Here is a 24,829-nt window from a genome sequence, read left to right as displayed (position 1 = left end):
CCTAAAATACGCTTTTGCTTGAAAAAGCACCTGCCCCTAGAGGATTCTCCCGTGTACGCACTAGAACAGAAAATCTTAAGCGAAGGTATCGTTCTATCTGATGAAGTTCTGAAAGTTGATGCTTTCTTAAACCACCAAATCGATCCGGTTATGATGCAATTAATCGGTAAAGAATTTGCTGCTCGTTTTAAAGATGCAGGCATCACTAAAATCATCACGATTGAAGCATCAGGTATCGCACCTGCAATCATGGCAGGTTTAGAACTGGGCGTGCCCGTTATTTTTGCGCGTAAATACCAATCTTTAACCTTAAAAGATGATCTTTACCGCTCAAAAGTCTTTTCGTTTACCAAACAAACCGAAAGCACGATTGCAATTTCAAATAAGCACATCAGCTCAGCAGACAAAGCCCTCGTGATCGATGACTTCTTGGCCAATGGTCAAGCGGCATTGGGTCTGATTGACTTAATTCACCAAGCGAAAGCAGAAGTTGTAGGTGTCGGTATTGTGATTGAAAAATCATTCCAACCTGGTCGTGACATTTTGCTTGAAAAAGGCTACCGCGTTGAATCTTTGGCACGCGTAAAGTCATTGGCAAATGGCACTGTTGAATTTATTCGTGACTAATCACGGCGTTTAACTTCAAAAAAAGAGCACTTCAGGTGCTCTTTTTTGTCACTCAGATGACCCGCGGGTCATCCACATGTAAATGCCACATTTGCGCTGTAGTTTATTTTTAATTTAAAGTAAAAATATATCGTTTTTTTCAATTTAATTACACATTGAAGTTGGAGAAATGCGATTTATATAGCATGATCAAATCTAAAAGGTAATGTCCACTTTCTAAGAGCAAAACAAACAAAGACTAAATTGGATACTATTTTATAGATATACCGAATTGAATGATAAACAAGAATCAATTAACTGAACAATCATTTACCCCAAGCCAATTATCTGGCTTTGATGGCACGCATTCCATTCAACTCCCCGTAGACTTCATTCATGACTTGAGTAAAGCAGACTCCTTGCAAGCTGTTTTAGACACCATTGCTTACTGGATTTCTCACGTGTTTGATGCGGATCGGGCCAGTATTACCCTGCAAGATACTGAAGAATATCTCAAACTGTATTCGATCTCAGGCAATCATGCGATTCCCATGGATTTTAAGATTCCGATTGGGCAGACTTTTGTCGGACGCGTCTTTGCCCAATCTCAACTGATCATTTGCGATGACCTCGCTCAGTCGGATGAGCTAGATTGTAAAATACTTTCCGAGCATGGCATGGGCACCTGTATGGATGCGCCCATGATTCACAATGGCGTGTGTATTGGCACCTTAAATGTGGCAGATCAACGTAAACATCACTACACTTTGCAGCGCGATTCTTTTACAGAGTCTCGCCACTTGGTTAGCTTTGAACATTAAATTGCATTTACAAGTGCAAGAAATGGCGGTCTTAGCGTCCGCAGATGAGCTTACAGGAACCTTTAACCGTCGTGAATTTGTGCAAGAAAGCAATCAAACCATGCAACATTTCAGCCATGCTCGCGTGCCATTTACGATAGGCATCTTAGATATTGATCACTTTAAACAGCTGAATGGCTGTTATGGGCATACCGCAGGTGACCATGTGCCGAAAAAGATGACCAAAAAAATAAAAGATATCCTACGTGAGGGCGATTTTTTAGCTCGTATTGGCGGTGAGGAATTTGCGATTATTTTACCTGCCTGCTTGGGTGATGAAGCCATGCGTGTCTTTAAACGTGCAGATAAAGCCTTGTACTGTGCCAAGCAAGCAGGACGAAACCGAATTCACTTTGCCAACTAAACCATATTTAAAAATTCAGCATAAAGTACTTAAGAAAATTACAAGTTTAATAAATATTATTGCTGCAAGTTCAACTAAGATTTACTCTAGATTTAGTTGTTTAGATCTTTCAAATTCAAGCGCAAAACACGGTTGTTCTGCGCAACGTGTCATCCACACCGTAAAACGGCTGCCAGCTTCAATCACTGGTCACCCGAATAGGCCAAATAGACTATGGAAAATACAATTCTCTGCCCAAAATGTGGCTCTAGTGATGTTGAAAAACGCAATCACGAGCAACAACTGACTAAAATTGGGGGCGTATTGCTCAGTTCGGCAGGTGCAACAGCTGGTACCGTCGGTGGTGCAGCATCTGGGGCCTCTATTGGCGCTGCGATCGGTGCAGCGGCTGGACCTCTTGGGGTGATTATGGGTGGCACCATTGGCACTTTTGTCGGCGCGGTCAGTATTGGTGTAACAGGCGGATTTTTAGGACATCGTTTTGGTAAAAAAGCGGGTGTGATTGTCGATAAAAATATCTTCCTTGACTATAAATGTCTCAAGTGCGGGACAAAATTTAAAGAACAGCATCTGATCTGACGCCAACTCAATAATGAAAAGCCCATCAATGATGGGCTTTTCATGTCTCAATACCTAGGCTTGTAGTTTCTTCACCACTTCCCCAAGACGCTTACCTTGAGCTTCGCACAGCACTTTCTCATCTTGGCTTAAGCTCTGATCATGTCGAGGCCCGCTGACATGACTTGCGCCATAAGGTGTTCCACCTGTTTTAGTATGTGACAATGCGGGGATGGCATTGTTCAACCCTAAAATCATCATGCCATGATGAAACAACGGTGGCAGCATGGTCAACAAAGTACTTTCTTGCCCACCATGCATTGAACCTGACGAGGTAAACACACAAGCCGGCTTACCATGCAAAGCACCATTGAGCCAAAGACTGGTGGTCTGGTCGAGGAAATATTTCATTTCAGAGGCCATGTTACCAAAGCGGGTTGGTGAGCCTAGCGCCAAACCTGCACAGTTTGCCAAGTCCTCTAAACTACAATAAATATCGCCTTCTGCAGGAATACTCGGCTCTGCTTCCTTCACCACAGCCGCAATATTCGGCACCGTTCGAATTTTAACTACAACACCACTGGCTTCAATTCCATTTGCAATCAGATGCGCCATTTCACGGGTACTGCCATATTTGCTGTAATATAAAACTAAAACATAGGTTTGCATGAATAGAGTTCGGTGACAGAAAAAATAAAACTATACGGTATTTTTCCTATTTTTTGGTTAAGCTTAGGGTGAAAAATGTAGAAAAGATGAAGAAAACAAAAGAGATACTTTGCCTATGTTAGAACAGTACTTAAGAAGACTTCCTTTCTATGAGAAAACTTGGTTTCAGTTCGTTTTATTTGTACTGCGCCGCTTTGAGGCCGATCGATGTCGTGAACAAGCCGGTTCACTGACCTATACCACCCTGTTTGCCGTTGTTCCAATGCTGACGGTTTTTTTGGTGATCATTTCCTCAATTAAAGCGCTTGAACCTGCACGGCAGCAATTACAACAACTGATCTATAGTAATTTTTTACCGAAAACCACGATTGCTTTTGATAAGGCATTAAATGCGTTTACCGATAAATCCAGTAATTTAACCATTATCGGGATCTTATTTTTATTCGTCACCACCGTCATGATGCTAACCAGTATTGAAACGGTCTTTAACCGAATTTGGCGTGTTCGTGAGACTCGCGGCGGCATTATTGGCTTTATGCGCTATTGGACCATTATTTCTTTGGGGCCTATTCTACTCGGTAGTGCCTTTGTTATTTCATCGACAATGGCTTCCCTCAATGTTCTGAGCAATAATTTTGCAGGCTATGAGCTCAATGGCGCATTTGTCCTGTGGCTGATTTCATTCTGCTTAACCGTCGTCGGCTTTTTTATTCTGAATTGGACCATTCCAAACCGAAGTGTCCCGATTAAATCCGCTTTGATTGCAGGCTTATTTAGTGCCGTCGTGTTTGAACTCCTGAAAAACTTGTTCGGCTTTATCATGTCGAACTTCACCAGCTATGAAGTCGTTTATGGTGCCTTTGCTGCGATTCCTATTTTCTTATTATGGATTTTTCTATCGTGGAATATTGTCCTGATTGGCGTTGAAATCAGCTACGCGCTCACCGCATTTACTTCCCAGAAAGAGCAAAAACGGCACCCTGTCATTATGCTACTAGATTTGCTGGAGCTGTTTTATAAAAAGCAACAGCAAGGACTCAGTGTCTCTGATGATGAAGCTTTGGATGTTTTAGGAAGAGATGAATTGGGCCGTTGGCCGAGTTACGTGTTTATGCTTGAACAGCAAAACTTAGTCAAACGTACCGATGACAACCAATTTGTACTAGTACGTAATTTATCTCAAGTCGATTTTTGGAGTTTTTACAGCAGACTTCCTTACCCTTTACCAAAGCGTAAAGATTTGGGTAATGTCCATCCTGATGATGTCTGGATACAGAAAATTGGCCCAGCGTTAGTTGAGTCGGATGATTACTTGGCGGCCAAACTCGCCATTCCGCTGTCTACAATTTTTGATGATAAATCTTAAGACTTCATATAAAAAACGTGTCCAAGACACGTTTTTTATATGTTGAATCAAAACAATCTAAGTTCAACCTTCACCTTGAATTTAAGACAGATTCAAGCCGACTCAGTATTTACTGCAAAGCCATTTTAAAGGCCTGTATATACTGCTTAATTTTGTGATGCAAACTCACCACCATCACACCCATCAACACAAAGCATGTTCCCACCAAAAAGTTGAGTTCCAGCCGTTCATTGAGTAACACCACACCAAAACACATGCCGAAGATAGGAGTTAAAAAAGAAAAGACACCCAACTGGGATGCCAAATATTTTTTCAACAGCCAAAACCAAATCAGATAACTAGCAAATGACACGACAACGGTATGGAAAAGTAAACTTGTAACGGATAATACAGACCAGTGAATCGTCGCTTGTCCCATGAAAAAAGCCACAGGCAATAACACTAAAAATGCGATAAAGAGCTGATAAAACAAAGTTTGGGTCGCAGGTGCTTCTGCTAGTTTCGTCAACCGAACTGCAATAGTTGTGGCTGCCCACAATACCCCTGCCAAAAGTGCTAAAGCATCACCCCAAAGTGCCGAACTCGCAGCTGCTTGTGAAGCTGTAGGGCGAAATAAAAATGCAATCACAATCCCGAAAAATGCACATGCAATGCCCAACCACTGAATGAGCGATAAACGTTCAGAGGGTAATTTCCAGTGCAAACCCAATGCGACAAAAATAGGCGCGGTATACAGCAAAACCACGGTATGCGCCGCGGAGGTAAAACGTAAAGCTTGCGCGACCAGAAAAAATTCTGCTGCAAATAAAAGCCCGACTAAAATTCCTGCGGGTAAGTAGTCTCGCCCCCATAAAGATGTGCCCTTTGCCAACTTGATCATGGGGTAAACCATCAACGCAGAGAGACCTGAGCGAAGTGCAATTTGCATCACTGCAGAAATATCGGGGGCAGCAAGCTTTAACACCACTTGTTGTAATCCCCACAAAATACACAGCCCAAACATAATCCCTGAAGCTTTACTGTCCAGCGCTTGACGACTACTCACGACCTGCTCCACTGAAAAAGATCAAAGCTCACTATAGATTTGTCTGAAATAAAACATATAATTTAAAACAGACAAGAGATCTTCTTATTCAGGCAATTTCAGCCATGCCCCAACGACAACAAAAAAAGAGCGCGCAACTCAAACAATTACCGACCAATGATCATATTGATAAATTATTATGGATCAGCTTTCGCGAAGATCCCGCGCAGTCGGTTTATCCCGTGCATGGACATGCATGGGGCGAATTTGTATACGCCTTTAATGGTGTGATGGAAGTGAATATCAACCAGATTGACTACCTTACCCCGCCACCTTATGGCATTTGGCTTCCACCCAATGTAGCCCATAGCAGCTTAAATCGTACCGATGTTTCGCATGGCACCTTGTATATCCATGAAAGCTTATGCACTCATCTGCCTCAACAAGCCGGTATTATGCTCAGCTCACCTTTGGTCTCGGCACTATTTAAGCATTTGAGACAACACAGCCTGCCAGATGATGCACCTGAACATATGCGCTTACTCTATGTCTTGCTTGACCAATTACACCATGCAGAATTGGTCAGTAGCTATTTACCGCACTCTGAACACCCGACCCTAAAAAGCATTTTAGATTTTTTACATATGCACCCTGCGGACAACAGTTCTTTGCAACAACTGACAGTACAGCACAATATGACTGAACGCACACTCGCACGTTATAGTCAAAAAGAACTTGGCATGTCCTTGAATGAATGGCGACAGCGCTTAAAAGTCATGAAAGCCATGAGCATGCTGACAGAGGGAAAAAAGGTCGAAAGTATCGCACTGGATTTGGGCTATGCCAATGCATCGGCCTTTATTAATATGTTTAAACGCTGGATGGTATATACCCCCGATCAGTTCCGTAAACTGTACCATAGCCACCAATAACGCAAAAAAAAAGATCACCGAAGTGATCTTTTTGAATGATGGGGTTTGAAAGCCTGTAAATTAAGCTTTAACAAAGGTATTCCAAGAATAGTCTTGGTTTTTGCCTTTTAGAGTCATTTTCAACTGCTCACCCGCCTGTAGTGCAGCCACCCCAGCAGGTGTACCTGTCATGACTACATCGCCCGCTTCCAAAGTGAAGACTTGGCTAATGTCGGCCAGCAAGGTGCCTATGTCAAAAATTAAGTGTGCTGTGTTGCCCGCTTGGCGCAGCTCATCATTGACATGAAAACTGTAATGCACATCATCCCAGTCCTGTACCACATCGGAAACAGCAACCCAGTCTGCCAGTACACACGAACCATCAAAGGCTTTGGCACGCTCCCAAGGCTGGCCTTTGGTTTTTAAGTCATCTTGTAAGTCACGCAAGGTTAAGTCCAAACCTAAAGTCACAGCCCCCACTGCTTGCAGGGCTTGAGCTGGATCGGCTGCTTTGCTTAGTCGATGGTCAATGCGTAAAACCAGTTCACACTCATAATGGCAGCTGCCCCATGCGGGATTCCAAGAGATGCCCGCATCTAAACTGAGCAAACTGCTCGGTGGCTTGATAAACAAAACGGGACGATCAGGAATCGCATTGCCTAATTCTTTGGCATGGTCTGCATAACTACGACCGACACAGACAATTTTAGATGGACGTGTACTCATGATCTTCCTCTGATTTTTTGATGGTGTTATGGAGCAAAATGCTTATTTTTTGAAAGTATTTTCAAATTTTGCTTGATCCGCACTATCGGCCAACGCACGCTTAGGCACAATCACCACAGTACGGTTTTTCAACTCAAGCATATAGGTCAACTTGCCACTGGCAAACTTTTGCACTTCATTATAATGGACCACTTGCTTGCGACCATTGGCATAAATTTCCGCATAATCTTGGTATAAGTCGATGCCTTGCTCACTTTTACCAAACTGATATTTCACAAATTGGCGCTTAAACATCATCGGCAGGAACCAATAGCGCATGAGAATTTGTAAAACTAAGAAAAATATACCCAACGCCACATAGTAGCGACCGACGCCTGAAAAACCGAGCATAAAGCCCCACACAATAATCCCGACACTAATCAACGGCGTGATAAAACGCGTCATTTGCTTTTTACCAAAAGTTGCTAAGGCAAAACCATCTTGGGATTCTTCTAAAGTGAGGAAATAACGTGTCGATAATGCAGGCTTGTTCTCTGACATAGGGTCATATCAAATAGCTAAAAATATTGTGCTCAATACTACAACACAATCGGTCATTATTTTAGGACTTTAGCAGATCGATGTTGATTAGCTGGTAATCCACTCAAGCCGAGGCCATACCGATATAAGAGCCACATCATAAAACGGAGATGTAAGAAACAACTGAATAACTACGGAAAAAGATCCATCCATGCTATGGATTTCTACTGAACAGAAAGTGCAGGCACAAAAAAACCGCAACATGTGCGGTTTTTTCAATATTGATCAAGTTGGTGCGCTCAGAGAGATTCGAACTCCCGACCCCTTAGTTCGTAGCCAAGTGCTCTATCCAGCTGAGCTATGAGCGCGACGTCTTGATGGGGTGCATTGTATATGGTTTATTTCATTTTGATAAGTCATTTTGTAGTAACAAACCATCAAATGTTTATTAATCGTACATAAATCAGATTAAGTCGCTAAAAAATATATAAATAATTACAACATTCACTCAATACATTAAAAATTAGTGCAAATTCACAAACAGCAACCACAACTAGTATGAGATTCTTTATAATCAAATAGAAGAATTACATAAAATTAATTTAAGATACAAATGCCAAATCAAACAGATCAATCAACTTTAAACATGAGTAAAATTGGACCAGCAATAGCATCTGTACTTATCCTGCTCATCGTCATTGTCTATTCTATAGGACTTACGCAGTATTATTTATAGATTCTCTGTGGTAGCAGATGATTTTTATCGAGAATAAAGTCATCAATGAAGTTTTTGATCATTGGTCTAAATAATTTCTTCTGCCAACGATATACATTTTCAAAGATCCGCTCAAACTGGTTCTTTTGTATCTCGACGTAGGCCATCAAGGCTGAAAAAATATGATTCAAAATCAGTTTAGATCGTCTTACTTGAAACTTTTCAATATGACAAACCTGTTTAATCACTCGGTGATATTGTTCTATTTTCCAATGACTTGAATGTAATTCATGAAAACCCTCAAAGGACAATAAATCATCTTCATCTTGATGCACAATATAAAACCTCTGCTGTTCTTTTAACTGAGTCTTAAATAATTGTACAAAGCCAAAATCTTTGAGCCAGACCACTTGACCCTGATGGAAATTCGGCAATAAACGCAGTTGAAACCATTGTCCTTTTTCTGGGGAAACCTTACGGTTACAGTCGATACCAAACATAAATCGAATACCATATTTTCTTATGGTTTTTAGATTTGCAGTCGATGAATACCAACTATCACCTGTAATAAATTGAATCTTTGCACCCCAACTGAGTACTTCACTTAACATATCCATAAAGTAATCATTCTTGGTTTTACTTTCAGATTTGTCATAAATTCGGAAATTAATTGGAATATTTTGACCATTCTGATCTGTCGCATACAAGGTAATGAGATTAATACCCTTGACGGATCGGTGGTGTTTGCCTGACCAAAAATAGCTAACCAAGTCCATATGCTGACTATACGGTTTATCTAAAACAGTATCATCAATACTGACTATAAGTTTATTATTATCAATATGTTGAATTGCTTCTTGATATAGGTCGTGAGGTGTGTAGTCTTCACGCTCTAGAAAGCGATTTACACTATCATGCGAGATGTTATAAGTCTCGGCAAGTTGTGTGCAGCTAATAGAGTTCGGTTCTGTCATGAGAAAGCCCATATAAATGGGTAGAGTACAAGTTGCTGTAGAAGCATGTTTAATTCGTCTGATCACAGATACTTTATAAAGTATTTTAATACTTTTTTGAATCCGTCAATGCGTAAGTCCTATTCTATTAAAACAATAAAAAATCAAGTTCGACATATTGAAAGCTTACACTCAAACGAATGGCACGTATTTGAAAGGCATATGAATTCAAACTATTTTTTTACCGTGTCAAAATTTCGAGATAATCGTAAAAGCCTATATATAAGCCAGAATGGTGACGTATTTTATTCTCAACTTTGCACTAACAAACTAAAAAATCTGTAAATTAGCTTATTCATCTGAAATAAAAGTTGAAAGTGTACTTTTTTATGCTCAAATACATAAACGGACAGGGCGATATACTTCACTACATTTAAAAGACATCGTTTTCATAGATCAAAATAATCGCCAACAAATATTTAATTATTTAACTACACCTCCAGATGATCAAAACTCTATTTCTAATAAAAAAAATAGTTTATGGATTTCACTCATACTCATATTTATAAGTTATTTATTCTTCGGATCTTTGGCATCTTTTCAGATTTCCGATAGCATTCCTCAAAATATTAAAATGCAAAAAAAGATCAATAAAACTATTATTCTCGCAATCTGTATGTGTTACTGCTATTTAATTGCAATCACATTAATTACATTCTTGAGAAATTAATATTTTTCAAATATAAAATGATCAGACACAAAAAAACCGCAACATGTGCGGTTGATTGTTCAAGTTGGTGCGCTCAGAGAGATTCGAACTCCCGACCCCTTAGTTCGTAGCCAAGTGCTCTATCCAGCTGAGCTATGAGCGCATTACTTGTGTGCCAATTCAGGCGATACGTTACATACAGTTTACTTATTGGTGCGCTCAGAGAGATTCGAACTCCCGACCCCTTAGTTCGTAGCCAAGTGCTCTATCCAGCTGAGCTATGAGCGCGACATAAGTAAAGTTGGCGGTGAGAGAGGGATTCGAACCCTCGGTACAGTTACCCGTACGCATCCTTAGCAGGGATGTGGTTTCAGCCACTCACCCATCTCACCGTAACGTGCCGCCATAATACAAACTTCATGCTAGCACTGCAAGCACAGACGCTGCCTTTTTTGCATATTTTCGTTCAATTAAATACTTTTTAAACAATTTAGAGCGGATTCATCCGAATTTACTCTTTTCTCTACATCTGCATGTTGAATAAAACAGCAGATATTCTAAATTGCCGACATAAAACACAATATTGCAATCATTTGCGTGCAGTCTGTCTTCGCATGACTTATGCTAATCCTATCTACTGACATACAGCCAAAGACATTATGAAAAATTGGGTCGATCCTGAAGCAAAAGCTGAAGCTGAACGTTATGACAACCCTATTCCGAGCCGCACGCTCATTTTAGAAACCATCGAAGAAAAAAAGACGGCTTTATCGCATGCGGACTTGGTCGAAATTTTTGAAATTGCAGATCAAAAAAGCATTGAAGCGCTCAGCCATCGGTTAATTGCGATGGTTCGTGATGGTCAACTGATGAAAGATGGCTTCAAGTTTCAAATTGCCGAAGAGCAACCTGAACATGAAGCAACGGTTTACATCAACAGTAAAGGCTTTGGCACGGCGAATATTGCAGGTCATGAAGACTTACTTTTACCTGAACGTGAACTACGCCAAGTGTTTAATGGTGACCGTGTTAAAGTGCGTCAAACCTCAGTGGACCGCAAAGGTAAAGCTTGGGGCTTTATTACCGAAGTGGTGCAACACCGTGTGAAGCAAATCATTGGTAAAGTATCGATACATGATGGTGAATACTTTATTCAGCCAGCAAATCCGAATGCGCACCAACCGATTACTTTAGAAAAAGAATTAATCGAACACGCACAAGTCAAAGTGGGCGATTCGGTTCGTGTCGCAATTGATGACTACCCAACCAAAGATGAGTTGGCGACAGGTCATATTGTGCAATCGATGGCAGACAAGGCCGACACTGAAATTATTATTCCGCAAACCATTTTAGAGTTTGGTTTGCCATATGAGTTCCCAGAAGAAGTTATTAAAGAAGCAGAAAGCTTTAAAGAGCCTTCAGCGCAAGACCGTGAAGGTCGTATTGACCTACGTGATTTAGCCTTAGTCACTATTGATGGTGAAGATGCACGCGACTTCGATGACGCGGTCTATGCAGAAAAACGTCCAGGCGGCGGTTACCGTGTGGTGGTGGCGATTGCAGATGTCAGTCACTATGTCCGTTCAGGCAAACCACTGGATGATGAAGCTCAAGAACGGGGTACATCGGTGTATTTCCCGCACTTTGTTTTACCAATGTTGCCTGAAGCTCTTTCGAATGGCTTATGTTCACTCAATCCGCATGTGGACCGTCTGTGTATGGTCTGTGATTTAAACCTGTCACGTGCCGGTCGGGTCACCAAGTTTGAGTTCTACCCGTCTGTGATGCACTCAAAGGCACGTTTAACCTATACCAATGTTGCCCAGTACTTTGAAGGCGACAGCAGTGCCATTCCTGAAGACCGTGATGTGCGCAAATCCTTGAACACCCTGTTCCAACTCTATCAAGTCCTCAAAGGTTTACGTGCTGAACGCCATGCCATGGAATTTGAAACTGTTGAAACTTACATGACCTTTGATGAGCTGGGCGGCATTAAGGAAATTTTACCGCGTACGCGTAATGATGCTCACAAACTGATTGAAGAATGTATGTTGTTGGCAAACGTGGCAGCGGCTGAATATGCGCTACAACATGATGTGCCAATGTTATACCGTATTCATGAACCACCTGAGTTTTCACGTATTCAAAAAGTACGCGACTTTGTCAAACTGTTAGGTCTACCGTTCCCAGAGCAGCCGACTCAGAAAGACTACCAAGCCGTGATTGATGCAACCAAAGACCGTATTGATGCTCCAAGTATCCATGCCGTGCTGTTACGTTCAATGATGCAAGCCTACTATGGTGCGAATAACGCAGGTCACTTTGGTTTGGCATATGAAGCCTATACGCACTTCACTTCCCCAATTCGTCGCTACCCAGACTTGTTGTTACACCGTGCCATTAAAGCCAAGTTAAAACATAAACCTGCACCTCTTTCAGGGGCCGCTTTGGATGATGCTGGTCAACATTTCTCAGCGACTGAGCGTCGTGCAGATGAAGCGTCTCGCTCTGTCACCACATGGTTGAAATGTCATTATATGCAGCAACATTTAGGTGAAGAGTTTGTCGGTACCATTTCTGCCGTAGCGGAATTTGGTCTGTTTGTGACACTCAAAGACTTATATGTTGACGGCATGATCCATGTCAGCCAACTAGGCGATGACTACTTTGTCTATGACCAACCAAGTCAGAGCTTGATTGGGCAGGCACGCGGTCAAAGCTTTAGCTTGGGCGATGAAGTGAAAATCAAAGTTGCAGCAGTGAATTTAGAAGACCGCAAAATTGATTTTGAATTATTGCAGCAACTCTCACATGGTGGTCGGCCCATACGTAGTCGAGCGCCCCGTGTTGGCAAAGCCAAAACAACACGAAGCGAAAGTAAAGAAGAAGTCTTTAGCGAGTCGACAAACGCCTCTCCCAGTAACAACGGAGACCAGCCCATACGACGCAAAAAAGATAAATCCCAACCTAGCTCCTACAGCAAAAAGCCTGGTAAAAAATCTTCATCAAAGTCTGAAACAAAGGTTAAAGATAAAGTGAAGAAAAAGTCGAAACCTAAAAAGAAAAAATCAAATGCAAAAGCAAAAACTGAGTAAATGATGTAAAAGGTGCTAGGGCTTAATGTCCTAGCACCTTTTTCATAGGGCCAACATGAACTTTTTGCGTTTATTTTTAAACAAACCTATCAGCCAATATCATCCCTTGCTTTATTTCATGGCCACGCGTAGCCGACGTATGATGCGCTATTGGCAGTGGAAAACAGATGGGAAAGACTATGCACATTCATTTTCTAACGCCCCTTTGGCTTTTCGCGTCAAAAAGCATCAGTCCGTTCTGATTCGTAAATTAGGCGACAGCGATCAACACTGGCAACACAATAAACTCATCAATCTCAAAATTGCCAGTCCGTGTATTTCCGGGATTTTAATCCATCCACAACAGACTTTTTCTTTTTGTCAGTTGGTAGGACAACCAACAACTCAAAAAGGCTATGTTGAGGGAATGGAACTCAGCTTTGGTCAAGCACGCGGTGGTATTGGTGGCGGTATTTGCCAAATTGCTAATCTTATTCACTGGCTTGTCTTGCATAGCCCGTTGCAAGTCGTACAACGTTCACAGCACTCCTTTGACCCTTTCCCAGATCATGGTCGTGTACTTCCATTTGGTAGTGGCGCTGCAATTTTTTATAACTATATTGATTATCAATTTTACAACCCCACCCCGCATAGCTTTCAAATTCGGCTGTGGTTTAGTGAGAAATGCCTAGAAGGTGAACTGCGTTGCTCAGTCGATTTAGGCTATGTCTATCACGTGTTTGAACAACAGCATGCCTTCCTAAAAATCGAGACGGACTACTACCGACAAAACGAAATTTGGCGACACCGCAAAGAAAAATATAAAAGCGGTGAAATCTTAGCAACTGAATGTATGACCCGTAACTTTGCCAAAGTGCTTTATCAGCCCTCACGCATTGATCAGCACTACCCTTCATGGGCTGAATTTCAAGCGGCGCAAAACATCAAAACCAATTAAAACTTGATTTCCCAGTACATCACCCTTACATCTAGTGATAACTGAACTTTTAATTTGGCTTAAACGCATGACATTAGAAAAAGCAACCTTGCCTGTTCCACAGTTTGATCAAATCACCTTAGTACAACTCCAACAACAGATCGAACAAGCCATTCAACAGGGTCAAAGTTTTTTAAAAGACCTGAGCGAAGTCCCTGAATCGATTCAGGCACAGCTTGCGGTCTTAGAACAAGTCGATCATTTAGAAAATAATATGAGTGAAGCATGGGGCGTGCTGTCCCACCTCAATGCAGTCATGAACAATGCTGAAACTCGTGAGGTGTACCAGTCACTATTACCAAGCTTAAGTGAATACTATACCGAGTTAGGTCAACACACAGCGCTGTATCAAACCTATCAACACATTCATGATGCTGCGCAATTTGATCACCTCCCTGAAGCCCAACAAAGTGCGATTAAACTTGCACTGCGCGACTTCAAACTGTCAGGGGTGGCTTTAGAAGGTGAAGCAAAAAAACGATATGCAGAAATCTCCGCACGCTTATCACAACTATCGTCCGACTTTTCCAACCATGTTCTGGATGCCACCCAAGCCTATTTCAAACCTTTAGCGGAACATGAACTGGCAGGCTTACCCCAAAGCAGTATTGAGCTGTTAAAACAATATGGTCAGCAGCGTGAACTTGATCAACCCGTTGCCACTTTAGACTTTCCATCGTATCTGGCAATTATGACCTACGCGGAAAACCGTCCTTTACGCGAAGAACTGTATCGTGCCTATACCACACGTGCATCTGATCAGTCTGAACATGCTGAGTTTGATAACACCGCGGCGATGGAAGAAATCTTAAGCCTGCGTCAGGAAATGGCTGCATTGTTGGGTTTCAACAACTACGCCGAGCTTTCATTGGCCAGCAAAATGGCCCCAAATGTAGCAACGGTGGATCAATTCTTACGTGATTTAGCTGAACATTCACGCGCCCCTGCGCTCAAAGAAGTGGCGGAGCTGAAAGCTATTGCTGCTGAAGATGGCATTGAGGATTTAAAACCGTGGGATAGCACATATTATTCGGAAAAATTGAAAGTCCAACAGTTCAATTTATCTCAAGAAGCACTCAAGCCCTACTTCCCTGCACCCAAGATTTTGCAGGGCTTGTTTAGCATTGTGAATCGTCTTTATGGGATTCAAATTGTGGAGCGTGAAGCCCCCGTTTGGCACGCAGATGCACGTTATTTTGAACTCGAAGATCAAGGAGCAGTGGTCGGTGGATTCTACTTTGACCTCTATGCGCGTCAGGGCAAACGTGGTGGCGCATGGATGAGTGGTTTCCGCTCTCGCACCCAAACAACGCACGGCCTACAAAAACCGATTTGCTATATGGTGTGTAACTTTACGCCACCTGTGGGAGATCAAGCAGCACTACTGACCCATGATGAAGTGATTACCTTGTTCCATGAATTTGGACATGGTTTACATCATATGTTGACAGAAGTTGACAATATTGCGGTTGCGGGGACACACGGCGTGGCATGGGATGCTGTAGAGTTACCAAGCCAATTCATGGAGTTTTGGGCATGGGATACTGAAAGCTTAGACTTGCTCAGTGCACATATTGAGACCCAAGAAACCTTACCAGAAAGTCTACTCAAAGCCTTGCTGGACGCGCGTTTCTTCCAATCTGGCATGCAAAGTTTACGTCAAATCGAGTTTGCTCTGTTCGACCTTAGCATTCATAAAGCAGCCCCTGCTTTGAAAGCGGATCAAATCCAAGCCACTTTAAATGAGATCCGTGCACAATACGCTGTTTTAGAGACCACGCCTTATAACCGATTCCAACATAGCTTCAGCCATATTTTCGCAGGCGGCTATGCAGCAGGTTATTATTCTTATAAATGGGCGGAAGTTTTGGCCAGTGATGCCTTCGATCGCTTCGAAAATGAAGGGATTTTTAATACTACCACTGGAAAAGAATTTCGCCAGTTTATTCTAGCAGTTGGCGGAAAAGATACAGCGCTTGATGCATTTATCAATTTCCGTGGACGCGAGCCAAAAATAGATGCTTTACTTCGTCATCAAGGTTGGACGAACCGCTAAAAAAGTGAGTAAACTAGGCGCCTAAATTGTTCAGAAGGTAAGTCTAATGACTATTAAACGTCGTTTCATTGCAGGTGCAAAATGTCCTAAATGTCAGGCGATGGATCGAGTTGTTATGCTTACCTCGAATGACGATGAATGGATTGAATGTATCGACTGTGGTTATTCTGAGAATCGTCCAACTCATGTAGACGAGCCTCAGATCCCTGCTATCCCTGACGAGGTTGGGGTCATTCAATTTAAACCACGTCAATCCAAAGAATAAAGGTTGAATCGAATGTCGTCCGTACAACACAACAACCCTAAATTACTCTGGGGTATTACAGCAGGTTTGGTCGCAATCATTGCGATTTTCGCACTTTATCAGTGGTTGTTTGCTGCACAAGAGTCTGCAACACCAGTGCACCAAGCGGAGTTGATTCAGCCGACCGTGAAGGCCCTTCCAGAAGCTGAAAAAGCAGCTTCGACCGCCATGGCTGACAACACCATTAAATTGGTCGAAGAAGATATTTTAAAAGCACCTGTCCCTGAAAATGCCTCACTTGCCAAAGAAGAAGTGGCGAAACTGGACGATATTCAAAGCCAGTTGAAGGAACAGGAAAAGAGCTTGCAAACACAGCACAAAGATGCCGATGAACTGGTAAAGCTCAAAGAAGAACAAATTAAACTGTTAGAAGCCCAATTGGCTGCTCAGTAAAATACGGTTGTTATTTTTAAAGACGTTAGCCTATCGACTGATACGCTAACGTATTTTTTTGCCCTGCTGCTTCACCCACCTTTTCAATCAGCGCAAAGCAATGACACAACTCATCGTCTCATTTGAACTCCGCCACTAACAAAGTCTCTAGTCGCTATACATCACAGCACCTAGCTCATGCCAAGGATATCTTTTAGATGGACTTTATTTGTCGATTGGCTCTTATCATTGAGCCTAAGTGAGGGCTGATTTTTAAGATAGGCCGCTTAGCAATATCCTTGTACTTTGTTTTGATTTGAGTGGTAGTCGCTGCAAAGAAACCATTTTCCTGACCAGCATCGTCAATAAAGCTAAAGCATTAAAAAAGCATCCGAAGATGCTTTTTAATGGTCTAACTCAAGTTCACAACTTAGTGATACCAGCCAAATAACTTAAAGAAGTATGGAACATAAGCAATGATCAGCATCGCTGGGAACAACACGATCAAAGGTAAAATCCAACGTTCATAACGATAATAGAAAGATAAATGACGCACTTCCTCATCGGCCTCATTTACCTCGGCATCACCAATGGATTGTCTTGCTAAAAGGTGATTAAGGGCCACAGGTGGTGTCACATAGCCCAACTCAAAGCCAATCAAGGTGATCATCCAAAAATGGACAGGATGAATACCATATTGATAGGCCACAGGTGCAACCGTCGCAGAAATCAAGATCACGGCGCCAAACGGATCCATAATCATCCCAACAAAGACCATCAACCCCAAAATCAGAGTAATGACCAAAAACGTACTGCTAATATCGGTCGGGAAGAAACTCATTACCTCCGTACGTTCAAGCAATCCGCCCACGCTCACCGACAGTGCCATTAAAATGACCAAAGCACCAATGTGTCCAACGGTTTCACTGGTCGAGATATGCATCGACTTCCAAAAACCGACTTGGCGTAACACGTCCATGGAACTAGATTGAACCACCCCATGATTCACCACTTGTCCATCATCTGCGGCATTACCATGTAGCCCTTCACGGTATTCTGCATGGGCAACTTGAGCCCCAGCCAATGCAGGTTCACCACCCGAGTTATAATTTGCGCTGAGTGTCTCATCCCAATGCCCCACAGCAGGCAAAGGCGCAGGCTGATGACGTAATTTATCAAACAACACGATCATCAATAAAATCACAGGCATCATCACCGGTGCAGTAAATTCATTTAGGTTAGTGTCTAATAAGAATTTATAGAACATCCACGTGAGGACAAAAATCACGATATAAGGCACAACTGCCAGGAATGCGCGCCCTGATTTCGGTGCGGCCAAACTCGGTGCCGCGATGCGGAATTTACTCTCTGCAAAGAAGAGTGAAACTACTAAAAACAGTGTTGAGGTCAGTAAGAACGTGTAAACACCATATTGATAAAGTAAGTCCGTCGTGACTTCTTTGTTTAAGGATGCCACCACCACAATCAATAAGCATGGACGCAAAACTACACCCAGCGAACCCGACATTGCCGTTGCAGCCAAAGCAAACTGACGACGTCCACCTGCATTCCAGACTTCTTTATAAATAATCGCCCCTGCTGCAATCACAAAGATCCCCGATGCACCGGTATATGCGGTCGGTAAAGCCGCAGCGATTAAAATCAACCAAGTTAAAGTTTCAGGCGCCAAATTCCATGGACGCAAAATATTTAAGAACAGATCCACGACACGAGTTTGTTTCAACAACATACCCGCCCAAATAAATAGGGCTAAATTCAGGAAAATACTGGAGAATTCAACCAGCTGTCCCAAGTAAATCCCTTGCCCCATTGGGTAGTCCATGAAGAAGATAAATGCCACACCCGTAATCACCGCCATGTAGGCATACAGAGGCACACTCAGGAAAGCAAAGCCTAGACGCCCGCCGACTTTGGCCTCTTTCGGCGGGCTAAACAGCTGCCACACACTTATCAAGGTGAGTACCGAAAACAGAATCATCCACAGCCAATAAATCAGCTGGGTTTCGCCATTCATCGGTACACCCGAGTCTTTGACTGAGTTAAATTGGCTAATGCTCGAGTAAGTTAATAAACCATTACCCAGTGTCATCAGTAGGCTATAAACTCGATAATCCAGCTTGGTTGCAGGGCCACGCAAACCAATATGATGGATTTTTAAGGTGGCACTAATCGCAGCTAAAACCACCATAAAAATCAATAAAATGGCGCGATTTTCTGTTCCAAACTTAAAAATACCAAAAAAAGTGGTTTCAAAATTACGATAGGCACGGATACTTGGATGTGCCTCCATATGTTGCATCGCTTGATCATAAAACTGATACTTTTCTTCACACTGCTGTACACCTGCCAAAATGGACGCACGCACATCCGCTTCCGAAGCCGTACCAAAGAAGTCAGCGAACTCATCTGCGGCGTTGGCTTGCATTTGGGTTTTGACCAAAGCATCCACATTCGGCTGACGATTACACTCTGGTTTGGCAGGCTCTGCCCTTAAAAAAGAGTACTGCATACCCGTGGCTGGATCGCCATATAAGCGCTCACCCATACGCAGTAATTGGCCATGAATCATTTCACCTGTACCAATTAACAGCGTAAGTAACAGTAAAATCAGAATGACAAAAGTAGAAATCCACTCGGTCCATATATACTTCAGCAGATCGAGTCCTGATCTGCGCTGTCCATGATTCTGCATGTTGTTTCCTATTTTTATTACCGTTCTGTCCAGCGTTATGCACCGCAGAACCTGTCGTTTTAGTCGGCTCGAGCTTGTCCTTTCTCTCTGCCTTTAGATTTTTGTTTTGTTTATCTTTGCATCAAATTTATATTTTTGAATATGACAATCTGGATTTTCTTTTTAGAATTTAGGTCAATCCTCTATTCATCAAATAGATTCACCCCGATTAAATACAAAGCTGCAATCACAATTCCCCAGATCACGCCCAACAAATGTGCTTCAACCAAAACTGGACTCCCGATCAGTTCAGCCGTAGCACTCTCGCCAAAGGTGTTTTCCCAAATCAATTTGCCTAAAATAAGAAACAACACCAAACTCGCAAACATCCGTTCTTTACGGTATAGCAAATGGACAATGGCTATGGCAGTGAACATTCCATGCAGCACACCTGACAGCCCAGCATAGGCTTCAATGTCCGCCAGAAAATAATAAAAACTCAGACTAATCAGCGGCGGTAACATCAGCAATAACGCCACAAAATGCCAGACGCGCGTACGTGGAAAAATAAAAGGCAAACACATAAAAGCCAGCATATTGAGTGCAAAATGAATCCATCCCACATGCACCCAGTGCGCTGTCCACAAGCGCCAAATTTCAGGAAAAATATCAACTCGCCAATAAATAAATTGATCTTTAAAAATCTGTAAACATGCCGAGATCGACACGACAAACGCAATCAAAATGATTTTTCGATTCAGAAATTGATCATGCATCACATGTCCTTATCGTGTTGCTCATTTATTTATTGTTATTTTTTCTGCGCTTCGGCTCAGTTTAAAATTGGTTAACTTTCACTAAACAACTCATCTAGCTCAGAACGGTCTTCTTTTTCATCCCAGAAATGCGCCATACCACCATCCCCAGTTCGTGTCCCCGTGTGTTCAGTCCAATAACGATCCGAAATCCCCTGAACCATACTCGAGGCCATACTATCAATCAGTTTAAATTGTGGATTGCTCTGTTTTTCATCACTATAAGAAGCCGCATAACTTTTCAATGCATCACGAATCTTGGCATCGTCACCACTGGCTTGAGCCGCTATAGCATACATTGCATGAGATAAACGAACCCCTTTTTGCTCCCCAATTTGCATCGATTGTTTCAAGGTCTGATATGGATCAGGTTTGCCTTCACCCGCACCTGGCAATAAGGTCCAAATCACCGCACGTGTTGCATTCGGCGCACCCCAAAACTTTTCATTGTCTAGACATACCATCCCACGTTCAACAATAGCCGCAATGTCTTTAGGAACATTGACTGCACCACCAGAGTTAATATCATTGGTCATGGCTTGTAACCCACTCAACATCCCCAGCATATATACAGTTTGATCCAAATCACTGTTCATTTTTGGGCAGCCTTCACCCAATGGTTTCTTATATTTCTTTTCCCATCGGTTTTGAAAAAGTTGATAGCCAGTATATTGACGTTGTGCTGCAGTCGCCGCCCAACGCTTTTGTTCAATTCGAGCATCCTGTGCTTCAGAGACATTGCCTGCTTTCGAGGCACGCAAATAACGTAACTCTGCCTCAAGCGCCTGATTCTCCGCACAAATACCTGATGCTGAATACAGTAAAACTGCCACACGCGTTGGATCTGCTCCCATATCTTTGGTCGACATAATCGCTGGAGTCAAAGCATTGCCTGAGTTACACACCATCTCAGCATCTTCCATGGCTAAAATAGGCGGTACTATATGTTTTTCACTAAACCCGAGCGCAACATTGGCACCTGTTTTAACCACTTGTGAACAACCCGAAAATAATAAACTTGTAAGCGCTACAACAGCCACACCTTGGCCTATTTTTTGGACTTGCGACATTTTCCTGTCCTCTATTTGTATAATTGTATGTGTCCATGCTGACAAACATAGCAGAAGCATTTTCCGAAGAAAAGAGTATTTACTCTAAATCAGACCACTACTCTGCCATGAAATAAAAAGCGGAAAATTGACTAAAATGACGCCTCAACTTTTTTTTAGGCAAAAAAAAGTAGCATAGCGACGGTTCGGCACATGCTACTTATCAACTGGGAAGCCTAGCTAGGCTTTATTTGGTGCAAATCGTTCCTTCAGCACAGTTCCTAATCGTCCTATAACAATCGCTAACACAATTGCTACCACTAGAAACATCCAAGTTGGGATCATCATACGATTTTCCTTGTTTGCTGTTGGTGATTTGAATGTACATTTTAAGCTCAAAAAACTGTAGGAAAGTTGTCTGACAATCCTAAAAAGCATATCAGTTTCTTCAGATATGTCAGACAAAGTAAGATGATATATATTTATAATTGTTATTTTTCAATAAATTAAATAAATCGTGAAAGTTAAAATTGTCCAACAATTATTGCATTTTAGTGAGTATTTTCAGGGCTTTCCACTGCGTGATGGGTAACTGATCACACCAAACCAACATCGGTTTTGCTCTAAAGTGTTGAAAATAAATCACAATATAAGCACGATGATCCACAATATGGCTGATTTGTACTCGTTGCACATTGGTTTGTTTCTGAAGTGACAAAGACCAATCACGGCCGTCTAAATGCTGAAGCTGCAAATGTTGCGGCCCACGTAGAAAAAACAAATACAGCACAAAGCCTGCTACCAAAGCGATCAGCCACAGTCCTAAAGGAAGTAGCTGATACAAGACCAGCATCAGAACGGCATAAATCGACAACTGAAACACATAAGCCAAACGACTGGGTTTAAGTTGAAAATGACGATGTTCCATTGCACTTATCCGTGTACATAATGCTTTAATTTTTGAATCAAGGTTTTCATTTCAGGGCGTGGCGGCTCAGAGACTTCCATAAACCAATCCAGCAAATCTGGATCTTCCTGTTCAACCAAGGCCGCAAACATGGCCTTTTCCGCAGGATCCGCCTGAAGATAATAATTTTTCACATAAGGGTCAAAGTACACATCAATTTCTTTTAAACCACGACGTGCACGGTAGATTACTTTACGTTCCTCTAGGCTCATTTCTTCAGTCATTACATTCCCCAAATTAATTGAAACGGCTTAGTTTAACCGATCACACCGCCCTCGCCACTAGTTAAATGTCGTAATTTTAACAACTGGCAAAACTCATCAAAAAATCAAATAGATTTGAGCATTCAGTCCATTGTCGCATGTCCTGCTTTTCACTAATCTCTTAGCAAAATAACAACATCAGGATGAGCTTCCATGCAATCAGGCGCAATTCGCCCGTTACACAATATGCTGCCGCGTAACTTATTTAATGCTGAACATGAGGCATTTCGAGAAACTGTTCGAAAGTTTTACGCCAAAGAAGTCGTTCCGAATATTGAAAAATATGAACAACAACAACATGTCGATCGTGAACTATGGAATAAAGCAGGTGCCATGGGACTACTGTGTGCCACTATGCCTGAGGCTTATGGTGGCTCGGGTGTAGACCGCTTGTACAGTATGATTTTGATTGAGGAACAAGCCTATGCCATGGATTCCTCGACAGGGTTTTCACTACACTCTGACATTGTCGCGAACTATATCAATAACTTTGGTAGTGAAGCACAAAAACACTATTGGTTAACGCGGATGGCTTCGGGTGAAACCGTAACAGCAATTGCTATGACTGAACCTGGCACAGGCTCAGACTTGCAAGCGGTACGAACAACAGCTGTTTTAGACGGGGATGACTATATTATCAATGGCTCTAAAATCTTCATTACCAACGGCTATCTCTGCGATATGGCGATTGTGGTCTGCAAGACAGGCGACAGTGAAAAAGGTTCAGCCAATCTCTCATTAATCATCGTTGAAGCTAATCGTGCAGGATTCAGTAAAGGTAAACCCCTCAATAAAATTGGAATGAAAGGACAAGACACCTGCGAATTGTTTTTTGATCATGTGCGCGTGCCTAAAGAAAACTTGCTCGGGATGGAGGGCATGGGCTTTATGATGCTGATGAAAGAACTGGCTTGGGAGCGCATGTTGGTGGCCATTATCTGCCAAGCGGGGGCAGAAGCAGCACTGGCGCATACCGTTCAGTACACCAAAGAGCGTAAAGCTTTTGGAAAAGCGATTTCAAGCTTTCAAAATACCCGCTTTAAACTGGCGGAGTTACGTACAGAAATCGATTTTTGCCGCGCTTACCTCGACCGTTGTATGCAATTGCAACTGGAAGAGAGTCTCGGCATTGATGCCGCAGCGGCTGCCAAATATAAAATTTCCGAGATGTTTTCTAAAGTTGTCGATGAATGTCTACAACTGCATGGCGGCTATGGCTATATGCTGGAATACCCGATTGCACGGGCTTATCTAGATAATCGTGCCAATCGCATTTATGCAGGAACCAATGAAATTATGAAAGAGTTAATTTCCCGTTCACTCTAAGATCAAAAAGCCCATCTTTCGATGGGCTTTTACTTTTAACAATGTACTTGATGAAACTCCGCAATCAAGGCAACCACCAACTCTGGTTGCTCTTTATGTGGCATATGATGTAAACCTTCTAATATGTGCAGTTCAGCCTGCCCAGATACCCCTTCAAAAATCTGCTGGGGTTGTGCCGTACTGCCGTATTCATCCAGTTCACCATGAATAACCATGGTTGGACAACGCACATCTTTAATCACACTGGCCAAATTCCAATCTTGGAAAATGGGCGACAGCCATGTTTCAGTCCATGCATCAAGCACCCACTGCGCCTTTTCAGGGTGATATTTCTCTAAACGTTCCATTTGTCCCGCTTGTTGAAAGCCAATTTTTGCTTCACTTATACCCGCCAGTGTCAGCGCTTCAACCGCATACTGTGCAGAGATTGAAATTAATCCTTGGCAACACTCTGAATAAGCCGCAGCAATCGCAACAGACATCCCTCCACCCACGCTATGCCCTAGAATGACAAAGTTCTGGATGAAAAATAATCCAATACAGCTTTAAAGGTCTGTTCTGCTTCAGTGATGACAAAACTATGTGCTAAGGGCTGTGTACTCGCATCAGATAAACCAAAACCCAATCGATCATAGGCATAGACCACTCGCGCAGTCGCTTGTGCCAGTTGGGCAGGAAAATCTCGCCACAAAGCCACACAACCTAATGAATCGTGCATTAAAATAATCGGAGCTACAGCGTGATCTGCTGCATCAGTGTGCCATTTTTTAGCATGAATCATGTTTGACGCAGATGGGACTTGGTAACTTTGTTCTAAGATATTCAAAATATTCCCTATTCTTTATCTTTTAAGTTTTTAAAATCATCCACCAGTCCTACAGTTTAAGAAAGTAAAAACAGAACACCCTAAAGTCATTTCCATAAAAAAGGAGCG

Annotated in this window: 23 protein-coding genes, 4 tRNA genes and 2 pseudogenes; 12 read left to right on the top strand and 17 right to left on the bottom strand. The window is 42.3% G+C overall.

What is annotated here, in order from left to right:
• Positions 1-51 precede the first annotated feature (51 nt).
• From AC4CUZ_RS05930 to AC4CUZ_RS05915, 4 genes are all read left to right on the top strand, one after another.
• Positions 52-627, top strand: coding sequence for a xanthine phosphoribosyltransferase (locus AC4CUZ_RS05930; protein WP_279698460.1), 576 nt, complete (start codon positions 52-54; stop codon positions 625-627).
• Between the two features lie 275 nt (positions 628-902).
• A complete protein-coding gene (locus AC4CUZ_RS05925) occupies positions 903-1,427 on the top strand; it encodes a GAF domain-containing protein (RefSeq protein WP_490747376.1) in 525 nt (174 codons plus the stop codon).
• Positions 1,417-1,830: a GGDEF domain-containing protein gene (locus AC4CUZ_RS05920; protein ID WP_490747375.1), complete on the top strand. Its 414-nt coding sequence runs from the start codon at positions 1,417-1,419 to the stop codon at positions 1,828-1,830. The genes AC4CUZ_RS05925 and AC4CUZ_RS05920 overlap by 11 nt, the downstream gene beginning before the upstream one ends.
• A 213-nt stretch (positions 1,831-2,043) precedes the next feature.
• The gene (locus AC4CUZ_RS05915) at positions 2,044-2,409 is read left to right on the top strand and encodes a hypothetical protein (protein WP_201701651.1); all 366 of its coding nucleotides are present in this window, start codon (positions 2,044-2,046) and stop codon (positions 2,407-2,409) included.
• A 54-nt stretch (positions 2,410-2,463) separates the two neighbouring features.
• On the opposite strand, the gene wrbA is transcribed toward AC4CUZ_RS05915, so the two are convergent.
• Positions 2,464-3,057, bottom strand: a complete 594-nt coding sequence (gene wrbA, locus AC4CUZ_RS05910; RefSeq protein ID WP_490747374.1) for an NAD(P)H:quinone oxidoreductase — start codon at positions 3,055-3,057, stop codon at positions 2,464-2,466.
• Between the two features lie 115 nt (positions 3,058-3,172).
• Here wrbA and AC4CUZ_RS05905 point away from each other — a divergent pair, with 115 nt between their 5' ends.
• Positions 3,173-4,423 (top strand): YihY family inner membrane protein, encoded by a 1,251-nt coding sequence (locus tag AC4CUZ_RS05905; protein ID WP_490747373.1) that lies wholly within the window; start codon positions 3,173-3,175, stop codon positions 4,421-4,423.
• 109 nt (positions 4,424-4,532) lie between these two features.
• Here the strand turns inward: AC4CUZ_RS05905 and AC4CUZ_RS05900 are convergent, their stop codons facing one another.
• Entirely contained in the window at positions 4,533-5,468 is a 936-nt protein-coding gene (locus tag AC4CUZ_RS05900; RefSeq protein ID WP_490747372.1) for a DMT family transporter, read from the bottom strand.
• 104 nt (positions 5,469-5,572) lie between these two features.
• Between AC4CUZ_RS05900 and AC4CUZ_RS05895 the strand changes: the two genes are divergently transcribed.
• Positions 5,573-6,379, top strand: a complete 807-nt coding sequence (locus AC4CUZ_RS05895; protein WP_490747371.1) for an AraC family transcriptional regulator — start codon at positions 5,573-5,575, stop codon at positions 6,377-6,379.
• Positions 6,380-6,439: 60 nt separating this feature from the next.
• Here AC4CUZ_RS05895 and AC4CUZ_RS05890 read toward each other — a convergent pair whose 3' ends face one another.
• The 7 genes from AC4CUZ_RS05890 to AC4CUZ_RS05860 form a co-directional block, all read right to left on the bottom strand.
• On the bottom strand, positions 6,440-7,084 hold the full coding sequence (locus AC4CUZ_RS05890) for a fumarylacetoacetate hydrolase family protein (RefSeq protein WP_159152621.1): 645 nt from the start codon (positions 7,082-7,084) through the stop codon (positions 6,440-6,442).
• A gap of 42 nt (positions 7,085-7,126) precedes the next feature.
• Positions 7,127-7,624 carry a YcxB family protein gene (locus tag AC4CUZ_RS05885; protein ID WP_004691260.1) on the bottom strand — a complete coding sequence of 166 codons (498 nt, stop codon included), beginning with the start codon at positions 7,622-7,624 and terminating at the stop codon, positions 7,127-7,129.
• Positions 7,625-7,894: 270 nt separating this feature from the next.
• Positions 7,895-7,971: transfer RNA gene (locus AC4CUZ_RS05880), tRNA-Arg, on the bottom strand.
• A 358-nt stretch (positions 7,972-8,329) separates the two neighbouring features.
• On the bottom strand, positions 8,330-9,358 hold the full coding sequence (locus AC4CUZ_RS05875; RefSeq protein ID WP_490747370.1) for an IS701 family transposase: 1,029 nt from the start codon (positions 9,356-9,358) through the stop codon (positions 8,330-8,332).
• Between the two features lie 708 nt (positions 9,359-10,066).
• Positions 10,067-10,143, bottom strand: a tRNA-Arg gene (locus AC4CUZ_RS05870).
• A gap of 48 nt (positions 10,144-10,191) precedes the next feature.
• Positions 10,192-10,268 (bottom strand) — tRNA-Arg (locus tag AC4CUZ_RS05865).
• Positions 10,269-10,282: 14 nt separating this feature from the next.
• Positions 10,283-10,372: transfer RNA gene (locus tag AC4CUZ_RS05860), tRNA-Ser, on the bottom strand.
• Between the two features lie 264 nt (positions 10,373-10,636).
• On the opposite strand from AC4CUZ_RS05860, the gene rnr reads away from it, so the two are divergent.
• The 5 genes from rnr to AC4CUZ_RS05835 are packed head-to-tail and all read left to right on the top strand — an operon-like array spanning position 10,637 to position 16,804.
• On the top strand, positions 10,637-13,075 hold the full coding sequence (gene rnr / locus AC4CUZ_RS05855) for a ribonuclease R (protein WP_395442674.1): 2,439 nt from the start codon (positions 10,637-10,639) through the stop codon (positions 13,073-13,075).
• A 55-nt stretch (positions 13,076-13,130) separates the two neighbouring features.
• The gene (locus tag AC4CUZ_RS05850) at positions 13,131-14,012 is read left to right on the top strand and encodes a VanW family protein (RefSeq protein ID WP_490747369.1); all 882 of its coding nucleotides are present in this window, start codon (positions 13,131-13,133) and stop codon (positions 14,010-14,012) included.
• Positions 14,013-14,064: 52 nt separating this feature from the next.
• The gene (locus AC4CUZ_RS05845; protein ID WP_490748050.1) at positions 14,065-16,107 is read left to right on the top strand and encodes a M3 family metallopeptidase; all 2,043 of its coding nucleotides are present in this window, start codon (positions 14,065-14,067) and stop codon (positions 16,105-16,107) included.
• 52 nt (positions 16,108-16,159) lie between these two features.
• A complete protein-coding gene (locus AC4CUZ_RS05840) occupies positions 16,160-16,372 on the top strand; it encodes a YheV family putative zinc ribbon protein (RefSeq protein ID WP_171054267.1) in 213 nt (70 codons plus the stop codon).
• A 12-nt stretch (positions 16,373-16,384) separates the two neighbouring features.
• Positions 16,385-16,804 carry a hypothetical protein gene (locus tag AC4CUZ_RS05835; RefSeq protein ID WP_490747368.1) on the top strand — a complete coding sequence of 140 codons (420 nt, stop codon included), beginning with the start codon at positions 16,385-16,387 and terminating at the stop codon, positions 16,802-16,804.
• A gap of 409 nt (positions 16,805-17,213) precedes the next feature.
• Here AC4CUZ_RS05835 and AC4CUZ_RS05830 read toward each other — a convergent pair.
• The 6 genes and pseudogenes from AC4CUZ_RS05830 to AC4CUZ_RS05805 all read right to left on the bottom strand — a co-directional run.
• Positions 17,214-17,753: pseudogene (locus tag AC4CUZ_RS05830) on the bottom strand (TRAP transporter large permease subunit); the annotation flags it as partial.
• A 140-nt stretch (positions 17,754-17,893) separates the two neighbouring features.
• A pseudogene (locus tag AC4CUZ_RS05825) lies at positions 17,894-19,496 on the bottom strand (TRAP transporter large permease subunit); the annotation flags it as partial.
• Between the two features lie 182 nt (positions 19,497-19,678).
• The gene (gene rrtA / locus AC4CUZ_RS05820) at positions 19,679-20,251 is read right to left on the bottom strand and encodes a rhombosortase (protein ID WP_490747367.1); all 573 of its coding nucleotides are present in this window, start codon (positions 20,249-20,251) and stop codon (positions 19,679-19,681) included.
• Positions 20,252-20,322: 71 nt separating this feature from the next.
• Complete coding sequence (locus AC4CUZ_RS05815; protein ID WP_004977889.1) at positions 20,323-21,360, bottom strand: hypothetical protein; 1,038 nt, start codon at positions 21,358-21,360, stop codon at positions 20,323-20,325.
• A 520-nt stretch (positions 21,361-21,880) separates the two neighbouring features.
• Positions 21,881-22,267 (bottom strand): protein YgfX, encoded by a 387-nt coding sequence (locus AC4CUZ_RS05810; protein ID WP_114836536.1) that lies wholly within the window; start codon positions 22,265-22,267, stop codon positions 21,881-21,883.
• A gap of 5 nt (positions 22,268-22,272) precedes the next feature.
• On the bottom strand, positions 22,273-22,530 hold the full coding sequence (locus tag AC4CUZ_RS05805; RefSeq protein ID WP_004977895.1) for an FAD assembly factor SdhE: 258 nt from the start codon (positions 22,528-22,530) through the stop codon (positions 22,273-22,275).
• A 192-nt stretch (positions 22,531-22,722) separates the two neighbouring features.
• Between AC4CUZ_RS05805 and AC4CUZ_RS05800 the strand changes: the two genes are divergently transcribed.
• Positions 22,723-23,895 (top strand): acyl-CoA dehydrogenase family protein, encoded by a 1,173-nt coding sequence (locus AC4CUZ_RS05800; RefSeq protein WP_348923347.1) that lies wholly within the window; start codon positions 22,723-22,725, stop codon positions 23,893-23,895.
• Positions 23,896-23,930: 35 nt separating this feature from the next.
• Here the strand turns inward: AC4CUZ_RS05800 and AC4CUZ_RS05795 are convergent, their stop codons facing one another.
• Entirely contained in the window at positions 23,931-24,377 is a 447-nt protein-coding gene (locus AC4CUZ_RS05795; RefSeq protein ID WP_490747366.1) for an alpha/beta fold hydrolase, read from the bottom strand.
• Positions 24,378-24,397: 20 nt separating this feature from the next.
• Entirely contained in the window at positions 24,398-24,721 is a 324-nt protein-coding gene (locus tag AC4CUZ_RS05790) for an alpha/beta fold hydrolase (protein ID WP_490747365.1), read from the bottom strand.
• Between the last annotated feature and the right edge of the window lie 108 nt (positions 24,722-24,829).

The organism is Acinetobacter sp. 789_lipA (assembly GCF_058242845.1).
Note: the sequence above shows the minus strand (reverse complement) of the source record. Positions and strands in the feature narration are given on the sequence as shown.